Source organism: Lysinibacillus sp. FSL W7-1291, from assembly GCF_038593415.1.
GTDB classification, from domain to species: domain Bacteria; phylum Bacillota; class Bacilli; order Bacillales_A; family Planococcaceae; genus Lysinibacillus; species Lysinibacillus fusiformis_D.
In genome coordinates, this window is the sequence record NZ_CP151994.1 from 244,765 (window position 1) to 255,986 (window position 11,222).

Here is an 11,222-nt window from a genome sequence, read left to right on the forward strand (position 1 = left end):
GTCCATATTTCTCTCTATAACTCTGTAAAATTCTACTTTATTCGCTAAATATTTTATTGTGATACAACCTTTCATCCTTTATCATTATTATAAAAGTGGGGTGTTAGTTATGAAAAAATCTAAAGGTATTGCATTAAAACTATCTTCCCTAATTATAGGATTATTTCTAGTTTTATTTTTATCCTATACAGTGACAACGGGAATTATTATAAAAAATCAAAGTGTGGAAGACTCAGAATATGCAACTGTGCAGGCTGCTGAATCTTCGGCTGCTATTATGAGTGAGCGTTTCAAGAAAGCAAATACGGCATTGCAAACAACAAAGCAAATCATTGAAAGCATGCAGAAGAATAATGCTTTATCTTCCAAGGGTGTCTTAGACATTATGGAAAATAATCTAGCTAACAATGATGATTTACTTGGTGTTGGAGCAATCTTTGAGCAGGGTTCTATTATGTTAGATGCAAATGCAGAGGCTACTTTAGTCGATTCCAAAAAACGTTTTGGACCATACCTAAGCAAAGATGATAATAAGATCAGCACCACTTTAATTGAAGGGGTCGATGATAAAAGTGTTTCTGAATGGTACTGGGTGCCAAAAGAAGACGGACGCGCAGTTTTAACGGAGCCGTATGATTACAATGTAAATGGAAAGAACGTATTAATGACAACCATTTCAGTGCCGTTAGTCAATGCTTCTGGATCGTTTTTTGGTGTATTGACGGCGGATGTATCGATAGATTTTTTAAATGGATTAACAGAATCTGTTGCACCAGAGGGTGGTTATGCGGGCATTATTACGAATAAGGGTGTACTGACAGCCAACAGTTTTGGTGAAGAGCTAGATGGGCGCAATATGCAAGAGGACCCAGCTTGGACAAGTATTAGTAAGACCATGGAAAATGATGAGCTTACAAGTATGTACGTTGATTCTAACCAGTTTAAGGAAAAGGCATTTAATGTATTTGCCCCAATGATTTTAGAGGATATTGACGAGACGTGGACTGTTCAAATTGTATTGCCTGAATCAAAAATTCTAGAGACATACAACCACGTCTTTGTATTTACAATTATTTCTTCTATTATTATGGTTGTTTTGATGACAGTTGCAAGTGTGCTATTCATTTACAAACAGTTAAAGCCACTCCAATTTTTGCGTGCATCCATTGAAACAGCTGCAGAAGGGGATTTAACACAAAGAGTAGAGGAGAAATATATTAAGTCTGATGAGATTGGTGCAGTTGCACTGGCTTATAATAATATGCTGGATAAAACCAATAGTGCAATACAAACAGTGCTAAATTCTACGACATTATTGAACCAATCTTCTAATCAAGTGCATGAGGTCTTTAATGAAATAGTAGCTTCAAGTCAAGAGGTTTCAGTAGCAATCAATGAAATTGCACAAGGTGCATCGAAGCAATCAGAGGATACTGAAGAAACCAATTATCGAATGATGGATCTATCTGATCAGATTGATGCCATTACGTCACTATCCAATGAGATGGATGAGCTATCTCATAAAACAAGTGCAACGACAGAAAAGGGATTGCATGAGGTTAATAGTTTACGTGAACATAATATAGAAACAAATGAGATGAATGGGCGTATTCAACAGCAAATGGAATCATTAGCTTCTAACATTGCCAATATTAATCAAATCATCGCTTCTATTCAAAGCATTACAGAGCAAACGAATCTGTTAGCTTTAAATGCAAGTATTGAGGCAGCTCGTGCTGGCGAACATGGAAAAGGGTTTGCGGTAGTAGCAGAGGAAGTAAGAAAGCTAGCAGAGCAATCTAAAAATGAAACAGAAATTATTAAGAGTACGGTAGAAAGTATTCTCGAAAATTCCCAACAGACAGTAGCTGTTATTGCTTCGAATGCAGATTTAATGCATTCTCAAAATGAGTCCGTACAAAGCACACAAATGGCCTTTAAAGATAGCAGTGACTTGTCACGTTCAATTGCAGCTTCCATTAGTGAACTAATGAGTAAGTTATCTAGTATGTTAGAGCATAAAAATCAAGCAATTATGGCTATTCAAAGTATATCTGCTATTTCAGAGGAAACAGCTGCCTCTGCTGAACAAGTAAGTGCTTCTGCAATGGATCAACAAGGAGAGTTACTAAAAGTAGCAGAGTCTATTCAAAATATGAATGATATATCAAATGAACTGCAAGAAGTCGTAAATCGATTTAAGCTAGCGTAAAGAAAAAGGCTGCCTAAAATATATAGGCAGTCTTTCTTAATGGTGAAGGGAAGAGACATTGACCTGTTAGCCATTCAGCACTACTATAATGAAGGGAAGGGGGTCATCAATATGATGTATCTCGGAATGATTTTCTTTCAAATTGTTGCACCTATTTTAGTGTTGCTTGTACTTGGCGCTATACTACAAAAGAAATTTCGTTTTAACTTAAAAGCATTGTCTCAGCTTATTACATATTGCTTTATGCCAGCCGCTGTTTTTGTGAATTTATATGAAACACGTGTAGAGCTGTCTGTTCTGGGAGAAGTCGGGTTATTTATTGTGCTTTTTATTGGGAGTCAAATGATACTCAGTCATTTTTTAGCGAAAGGGCTTGGTTTGGCCAAAACGGAGGCAGCCGTCTTTAAAAATAGTGTTGTGCTCATTAACTCTGGAAATTATGGTATTCCAGTGGCCCAAATGATTTTTGTAACACAACCTATTGGTGTAGCCATTCAGGTCATGCTCGTTATATTTCAAAATATGACAACTTATACATATGGTTTGTACAATTTAATTTCCTCTACGAAATCGGGTATGACAATCATCAAAGATTTCTTTAAAATGCCCATTATTCATGCGCTAATTATTGGTGTCGCTATGAACTATTTTAATATTGGTATACCGCAGTTTATCAAAATACCTGTAGAGCATGTCGCAGATGGATTTATTGCTGTAGCCTTAATTACATTAGGCGCACAATTATCACAGCTTGAAATCAAATCTATGTTTAATAAAACTGTTTTTGTTAGCTGTTTTACAAGATTAGTTATCGGACCAGCTGTAGCATTGGTCATTATTTATGTATTGGGGTTAGATGGAGTTGTCGCACAATCTCTGTTTATAGCCAGTGCCTTCCCAACATCTCGCAATAGCTCTAGTCTAGCATTAGAATACGATGTGGAATCAGCTACAGCTGCGCAAACTGTTTTATTTTCAACCATTGTGAGCTGTCTAACAGTAACGATCGTGATTTATCTTGCGGAAGTATTATTTACTTAGTTGGATGAAAATTTTAAAATATTGAATGGAAAACTTCCATCTCTTAGAAATATCTGCTACACTAGCATCAAACTAAATAGTATTAACTAGGGGAGTCTGATGAGTCAGGCTGAGAGGGAAACGCTTAGAAGTTTCTTGACCCTTTGGACCTGATCTGGCTCATACCAGCGTGGGAAAGTTAAGAAGCTATTGCATCGTATGTCGTGTGCAATTACTAGACCTTTACATTCATGGCCGGATCCAAAAAAATATTTTGGATTCGGCCTTTCTTTATTTGTTGGAGTGAGCTAGATTTTCGGTCCTTGTATCAAATTACATTTAAGGGAGAGAAGTAGCTCATGTCAGTAGTTAGTGAAAAGAACATTACGATTATGTCTAGCTTTGAAGGAAGCAAAAAAGTGTATGTGGAAGGATCACGTCCAGATATTTTAGTACCTATGCGTGAAATCGCATTAAGCCCAACGACTGGTAGCTTTGGGGATGAAAAAAATGCCCCTATTCGAGTATATGATACGAGTGGTCCATACACAGATCCGAATTATCACATTGATATTACAAAGGGTCTGCCTACTTTGCGACGTGCATGGATAGAAGAAAGAGGAGATGTTGAGGAATATGAGGGGCGTACGATTAAACCTGAGGATAACGGTTTTCGTCGTGTTGATGATCCGCGCATTAAAGAAAATGTTTTCCCTGAATTGGAGCGGAAGCCTTTACGTGCAAAAAGGGGTAAAAATGTAACACAGCTTCACTATGCACGAAATGGAATGATAACGCCGGAAATGGAGTTTGTGGCGATACGTGAAAACATGGATCCTGAATTTGTTCGTTCAGAAATTGCAGCAGGTCGGGCTATTATGCCTTCTAATATTAATCACCCTGAGGCAGAGCCGATGATTATTGGTCGTAACTTCCATGTGAAAATCAATGCAAACATTGGAAATTCCGCGGTGTCGTCGTCAATAGCAGAAGAAGTTGAGAAAATGACATGGGCTACACGCTGGGGTGCCGATAATATTATGGATCTCTCGACTGGTAAACATATTCATACAACGAGAGAATGGATTATTCGAAATGCTGCAGTGCCAGTGGGAACGGTGCCCATTTATCAGGCTTTAGAAAAAGTAAATGGCATAGCCGAGGATTTAACGTGGGAAGTTTATCGTGATACGCTCATTGAGCAAGCAGAGCAGGGGGTTGATTATTTCACGATACATGCGGGTGTTCTTTTACGCTATGTACCTCTTACAGCAAATCGTGTAACAGGCATTGTGTCACGTGGTGGTTCAATTATGGCACAGTGGTGTTTATTTCATCATCAAGAGAATTTCCTTTATACACATTTTGAGGAAATCTGTGAAATTATGAAGACATATGATGTTGCTTTTTCTTTAGGAGATGGCTTACGCCCAGGTTCCATTGCAGATGCCAATGATGAGGCCCAATTTGCAGAGCTTGAAACGCTGGGTGAATTAACACAAATCGCTTGGAAGCATGATGTTCAGGTGATGGTAGAGGGGCCAGGTCATGTACCGATGCATTTGATAAAGGAGAATATGGACAAGCAATTAGAAGTTTGTAAGGAAGCGCCTTTCTATACATTGGGCCCATTAACAACAGATATTGCGCCAGGATATGACCATATTACCTCAGCTATTGGTGCAGCGATGATTGGCTGGTTTGGTACAGCGATGCTCTGCTATGTGACACCGAAGGAGCATCTTGGCTTACCTAATCGTGAGGATGTTCGAGTAGGAGTTATTACTTATAAGATTGCTGCCCATGCAGCTGATTTAGCGAAAGGACACCCAGGTGCACAACAACGGGATGATGCATTGTCAAAAGCACGCTTTGAATTCCGCTGGCGTGATCAATTCAATCTATCATTAGATCCAGAACGTGCGGTTGAATATCATGACGAAACGCTTCCAGCAGAGGGGGCGAAAACAGCGCACTTTTGCTCAATGTGTGGCCCTAAATTCTGTAGTATGAGAATCTCACAGGATATTCGTAATTATGCTAAAGAAAAAGATTTAAATACGACTGAAGCTATTCATCAAGGTATGCAGGAAAAGGCAGAGGAGTTTAAAAAAGCGGGGAGTCAGATTTATCAATAATGAAGGAAGGCTTATATCAAAGTATAGACATAAGCCTTTCATGTTGTTGAAAAAAGATGATGTCAACGGCAGAAAAAGCAAATTTGCAAGGTGAGAGGTTGATTTCCGTTCCGCCAGCGCCCTTTCCAGGGGGCGTCCGATGAGCCACTTCACTCACTTACGCTCGCTCCACTCCAATCAACCATTCTGCAAAGTGTCTTTACTTTTTTTCATAGTAGTATAGCGATCAAATAGCCCATTATCTGTATTCTTAGAGGGGATAGGCTCTTATTTTCAATATGGAGAAGTGATGAATGACAATCATCCTCCATAAAATAAGTAGCAAAAACCTTCACTTTATTTGAAAACCTTTGCTAAAAAGGTACCATTTTTGTGGGTTGGAGTGGAAGACTACTTGACTCCTGTGGGATAGCGAGACAGGCGAGCCCCTGCACGGAGCGGTAGCGGAGGAAGCGGCTCGGCGCTCGCCCACAGGAAAGCAAGTAGCCTGCAACGGAAATCCATTTCTCCCTTTCAATTGACTGTTTTGTTTTTCAACACTAAGGAAGGCTTATGTCAAAGTATAGACATAAGCCTTTTCTAATCATAAAAAAGCTCCATGTGAATGACAGATTCACATGGAGTAAAAGTTGAATTTGGATATCAATAATAAGTGGACTATTAAACGTTAGTTGGTTGTTTTACATATGGGTTTGTAAGGTCCATACCTTCTAACGAAAGACCCATCGCTTTTGCGACACCCTCACCATATGCTGGGTCAGCTAAATAGCAGTGAAGGATGTGACGGCGTTTGATGAATTCTTCAACAGAAGCCATATCATTCGCTGTATTTTCAAATAGACGTTGTTGCTCTTCTGTAGTCATTAAACGGAACAGTTTACCTGGTTGCTCAAAGTAATTGTTATCATCTTCACGGAAGTCGTGAATACCTGCATGACCATCAATGCGTAATTCAGGCTCTTTATGGTCTAGATTATGCTCCCATTCACCATAGCTATTTGGTTCATAGCCTAATGTAGAACCGAGGTTGCCGTCAAAGCGCATTGCACCATCACGATGGAAAGTACGGAATGGACATTTCGGTGCGTTAACTGGCAGCATATAGTGGTTTACACCTAGGCGATAGCGTTGTGCATCTGCGTATGCAAAGATACGACCTTGTAACATTTTATCTGGTGAGAAGCTAATACCAGGAATAATGTTAGATGGTGCGAATGCAGCTTGTTCAACTTCTGCAAAGTAGTTGTCCGGATTTTTATTTAACTCGAACTCACCGACAGGAATTAATGGGAAGTCTTTTTTATACCATACTTTTGTTAAGTCAAATGGGTTGTATGGAAGCTCACGAGCTTGCTCCTCTGTCATAACCTGAATATACATTTTCCATTTAGGGAAATCGCCTTTTTCAATAGCTTCATATAGATCACGTTGTGAAGATTCACGATCTTGACCGATAACTTCAGTAGCTTCAGCACCTGTTAAGTTTTTAATACCTTGCTCTGTACGGAAATGGAATTTAACCCATACACGCTCATTTTCAGCATTGATAAAGCTATACGTATGAGAACCAAATCCATGCATATTGCGGTAACCAGCTGGAATACCACGGTCAGACATTACAATTGTCACTTGGTGAAGTGCTTCAGGTAATAGAGTCCAGAAATCCCAGTTGGAGTTAGCGTTTTTCATATTTGTACGTGGATCACGTTTAACGACATGGTTTAAATCTGTAAAGTGTAATGGGTCGCGGAAGAAGAATACAGGTGTATTGTTCCCTACTAGATCCCAGTTTCCTTCTTCTGTATAGAATTTAAGGGCAAAGCCACGAATATCGCGCTCAGCATCTGCAGCACCACGCTCACCAGCAACTGTTGAGAAACGTGCGAACATTTCTGTTTTCTTGCCAATCTCTGAGAAAATTTTCGCTTTTGTATATTGAGTAATATCATGCGTTACAGTAAAAGTACCAAATGCACCTGAGCCTTTAGCGTGCATACGACGTTCAGGAATTACTTCACGGTTAAAATTTGCTAATTTTTCAACTAACCATACATCTTGAAGTAAAAGAGGACCACGTGGACCTGCTGACATAGAGTCATGGTTACTTACTACTGGAGCGCCACCTGCTGTTGTAAAACGACGGCTACGATCATTTGCGTTTGTCATATTAGTTTACCTCCTGAAAAAAATATAAGTCAAACTCTTCATCTATAACTATAACAAATATAAAATAGAATTGCTAGTACATTATAATTATTATCGTTAAAGAATTTTTATATTTAAAGATAAACTATAAATATATGCGAAGGAAAGGCGTTTTATACATAGTTTTCACCAGAAATTTCACTTTTCTAATCTCCTTTTAAAAAATATTAGGTATGAAAATGACATGAATTTTAAGATAATGACTACATTGTAAAAACCTTTATTGAAAATAAAATGGACTAATTGAAAATTATTTCAATCAATTATCTTTTAGTTTTTTCGATATCGATTAGGCGTTATGCCGATTTGTTGTTTAAATATTTTAATGAAATAATTAGGATCATCAAAACCGTTTAAATGGGCAATTTCACTAATGGAAAAATCCGTTTCTAGCAGCATGTTAGTAGCATGATGAATTCTTATTTGCTGTAAATAGCGTTTAAATGGTAAGCCTTGCTTCTTTGAGAAAATGGTACTTAAATAATTTGGGCTGATTCCGAGCTTATGGGCGACGAAGGGCAGGGACAAGGAGCTATCATTAAATTGTTGATCAATTATTTCTAAAGCTAGTTCAACATAATCGGCTCGTTTCTCCATTCGAGCTTCCCGCGCTAATTCAATTAATGTTTGTGTGAAAGAAATAATGCCATTGAGAATTGTATAAAATATAGGATGTTCAATGATTAAGTGAAATAGCTGACGATAGCTTTGCTCGATAACTGCTTTTTCGTGTAATTTATATTTCAACATAAAGCGTCGAATTTGTGCTAGAACACTTGTTAAATGAATACGTAGATCATCTTGCTCATAATATATTCCCTCATTAGATAGCTGGTATAAAAATGTTTTAACGGCTTCAAGGTTTCCGTCTTCCAAACTACTGATTAACAATTGCTGCTCTTCTGGTGTTAATAAGGGATCAAAGGGCTGTGTTTCAATTTGTTTGCTTGCATAAAAAATATGACCAAAGCCTTCGTAAAAGCTTTGATGTAGTGCGCGCTTTGTTAATGTATACATGTTTTTGATGGTTGTCGGTGGCCCATCATAAATGCCAATATTTAAAGAACTATTACTAATTAACCGCCATTCCATCATAAGTGCACGGACATCCTTTTCTACCATCTTTATGTCACTTGTTTGAAAAAGGCATACAATTGTATTGGACAGAGGGTAGGTTTTCATATGGAAGTGGATAGGTGTTTGTTGTAGCCAATTGTAAAGCTTATTAAAAGTTTCGATATGTTCTGGCTCCATCATTGTGAAATGTATGGTCGTCTCAATTGAACTAGATTTGTTATCTAAAAATAATTGATCATAAAAGGAATCATTTGTAGTCTCCTGTGCATATTCCGTGACCTGTGGTGTGCGAAGAGAAATGGTTGTGAGCTTTTGTTTTAATAATTCTAAATCAATGGGTTTTACAAAGAGATGGGCCACTTGTAAATCTATTGCCTTCAATGCATTTTTAAATAAAGGTTCTGTCGTCATTGCAAGAATGGCACCAGATAGCTTTTGTAAATCCCGATAAAGAGCCGTTAAGCGATTATTAGGAAATAGATCGATATTTAACAGAATGGCGTCCGGTTCAAATAATCGAATTCTTTGGGGCACCTCTGAAATACTTGTGCACATTTCAATGAAGACGTCTCCAGGGAAATAGGTATGTAAAAACCACTTTATGCCTGCCAAGTCGGTAGGATCACGATCAATTAATAATAGCTTCATTACATCAACTCCTATAAAATATTCCAGTTTCATATAAAAATACGATTATATTATTAAAAATAACATAGGAATCTGAAAAAAATCTTCTTTTCTCTTTTAAAATTCTCTATATTCTGAAAAAAGTAGTGAGTACAATGTAAATAGAGTAATAAATCATCAGCAGAAACCACTTGTACAATGAAAACGCTTAAATGGAATTTAATGCTGAAGTTTTTAATATTACGACCAATAAATGAGGAGTTTTTATTTACATAATTAGATAGGGAATAGGAGGATGTCATGTGAAATCGATCATCGAGCTTGATGGCAATACATTAACAAGACAACAAATTGAGGAAATCGTTAAGGGGCAAGCAACAGTTGCACTTTCTGTTAATAGTTTACAACGTATTCGTTTAAGTAGAGAGCGTATCGAGAAACGCTTAGCTGAAGGACAAACGATTTATGGAGTGAATACAGGCTTTGGGCAACTCAGCAATATAAAAATTGAGCAAGAGGATATTGAGCTATTGCAGCTGAATTTATTACGATCTGATGCAACGGGTGTTGGTGAACCGTTCCCTACTGATGTTGTACGTGCAATGATGGTGTTACGTGCCAATGCTTTAGCTAGAGGATTTTCTGGCATTCGTGAGGAAACCGTACAGCTGTTATTGGAGTTTATTAATAAAGGAGTGCATCCGATTGTTCCGTCACAAGGTTCGGTGGGAGCAAGCGGCGATTTGGCGCCATTATCGCATTTGGCATTAGTGCTAGTGGGAGAAGGTAAGGCGGAGTTTAACGGAGAAGTTATGAGTGGAAGCGAGGCGCTACAACGAGCGGAGTTAACACCAGTTCGACTTCAAGCTAAAGAGGGGCTGGCACTTGTTAATGGTACGCAAGCTATGACAGGAATTGGTGTATTAACAGTCAATGAAGCTGAACGAATTGGACTTGCGGCGGATATGGCGGCAAGCTTGACGCTAGAAGCTTTAAAGGGCATTACGTCAGCATTTGATCCAGCGCTATTAGCAGTAAGGCCACATCCAGAATTAGAACTGGTGGGGGGACGTATTCGTAAGTGGCTTGATGGTAGTAAACGTGTCACAAAGCAAGGCGAAATTCGCATGCAGGATGCTTACTCGCTACGCTGTATTCCGCAAGTACACGGTGCTTCTTGGCAGTCCTTTTTCTACGCGGAGAATCGTGTTCAAACTGAAATGAACGCGACTACAGATAATCCGATTGTTTTAGAAAGTGGTGAGGTACTATCGGGTGGTCATTTCCATGGTCAGCCAATTGCCTTGGCAATGGACTTTTTGAAGATTGGTGTAAGTGAATGGGCTAATATTTCAGAACGTCGTACAGAACGTATGGTAAATCCACATCTTAACGAAGGATTACCGCCGTTCTTGGCAACAAACCCTGGGATTGAATGTGGACTAATGATTGCACAATATACAGCAGCTTCTATTGTCTCAGAAAATAAAGTATTAGCTCATCCTTCTAGTGTGGATTCTATTCCTACATCAGGTAACCAAGAGGACCATGTAAGTATGGGAACAACATCGGCCCGTCAAGTACGTCAGATTGTTCACAATGCGGCTCGCGTTATCGCAATAGAATTAATTTGTGCTTCTCAGGCAATCCATTTAGATAAGGCGGAAGAGCAATTATCTCCAACAACACGTAAATTCTTAGAGAAAGTGCGTGAATTCTGTCCACCTTTATTAGCGGATCAACCAATTGGTGACGAAATTGAAGCATTGGCGAAATACTTACTAGCAAGTAATGATCTAGTAAATGAGTATGTGTAAATAGGGTTGAATGAAATAGCAAAGGCTGAGGCAAGACTCGTTAATCCGAGTCACCTCTGCTTTGGATATAATTATATGCTTTTAAGTCTGAATATTCAGTCTTTATTTTAGTATCTACACTTTCAA

6 protein-coding genes and 1 riboswitch are annotated in these 11,222 nt (G+C 38.5%); of the genes, 4 read left to right on the plus strand and 2 right to left on the minus strand.

The annotated features are described in order from the left end of the window. Positions 1 to 109 precede the first annotated feature (109 nt). From NST76_RS01135 to thiC, 3 genes are all read left to right on the plus strand, one after another. Entirely contained in the window at positions 110 to 2,212 is a 2,103-nt protein-coding gene (locus NST76_RS01135) for a methyl-accepting chemotaxis protein (protein ID WP_342544519.1), read from the plus strand. A 111-nt stretch (positions 2,213 to 2,323) separates the two neighbouring features. After that, a complete protein-coding gene (locus NST76_RS01140; RefSeq protein ID WP_036125640.1) occupies positions 2,324 to 3,253 on the plus strand; it encodes an AEC family transporter in 930 nt (309 codons plus the stop codon). 78 nt (positions 3,254 to 3,331) lie between these two features. Beyond that, positions 3,332 to 3,446: riboswitch (TPP riboswitch) on the plus strand. 145 nt (positions 3,447 to 3,591) lie between these two features. Further along, a complete protein-coding gene (thiC, locus tag NST76_RS01145; protein WP_342544520.1) occupies positions 3,592 to 5,370 on the plus strand; it encodes a phosphomethylpyrimidine synthase ThiC in 1,779 nt (592 codons plus the stop codon). Positions 5,371 to 6,030: 660 nt separating this feature from the next. Here thiC and NST76_RS01150 read toward each other — a convergent pair. Then, positions 6,031 to 7,536, minus strand: coding sequence for a catalase (locus NST76_RS01150; protein ID WP_036125644.1), 1,506 nt, complete (start codon positions 7,534 to 7,536; stop codon positions 6,031 to 6,033). A 309-nt stretch (positions 7,537 to 7,845) separates the two neighbouring features. Continuing rightward, the gene (locus tag NST76_RS01155) at positions 7,846 to 9,300 is read right to left on the minus strand and encodes a helix-turn-helix domain-containing protein (protein ID WP_058844645.1); all 1,455 of its coding nucleotides are present in this window, start codon (positions 9,298 to 9,300) and stop codon (positions 7,846 to 7,848) included. A 281-nt stretch (positions 9,301 to 9,581) separates the two neighbouring features. On the opposite strand from NST76_RS01155, the gene hutH reads away from it, so the two are divergent. After that, entirely contained in the window at positions 9,582 to 11,096 is a 1,515-nt protein-coding gene (gene hutH, locus NST76_RS01160) for a histidine ammonia-lyase (protein ID WP_058844644.1), read from the plus strand. Positions 11,097 to 11,222: the final 126 nt, after the last annotated feature.